This window comes from Cobetia sp. SIMBA_158 (assembly GCF_046566945.1).
Classification (GTDB): domain Bacteria; phylum Pseudomonadota; class Gammaproteobacteria; order Pseudomonadales; family Halomonadaceae; genus Cobetia; species Cobetia amphilecti.
The window spans coordinates 1-299 of record NZ_JAWJYL010000196.1 but is presented as its reverse complement, the minus strand read 5'-3'; the positions used below and the strand labels follow the sequence as shown (position 1 = coordinate 299).

1 protein-coding gene is annotated in these 299 nt (G+C 34.4%); it reads left to right on the top strand.

The window, feature by feature from the left end; translation table 11 throughout:
- The coding region (locus tag R2R70_RS19610) for a tetratricopeptide repeat protein (protein WP_410978838.1) at positions 1-299 on the top strand (299 nt) is incomplete at both ends.

Sequence of the window (299 nt, the reverse complement as noted above, 5' to 3'; positions counted from 1 at the left end):
ACCTGAATAAAGCCTGTTCCATCGCTGGAAAAATAGCGGATAAAAGGTTGATTGCCAAGGTACTTTTAAATATAGGAAACAATTATGAAAAAAAACAAGATTATGCAAAGGCTATCCAATATTATCAAGAGTCCCTTGAAATATCAGAAGATGGTATGGACGATGTAAAATCGGTCATATATGTTAACCTTTGTTGGGCGCTATATAAGACAGGAAAAACTGATGAAGCATCCAAATTAGTGGATAAAGCTTTGAAACTGATCTCTCATAAAGAGAACCCGCACGAAATTCTATTAATA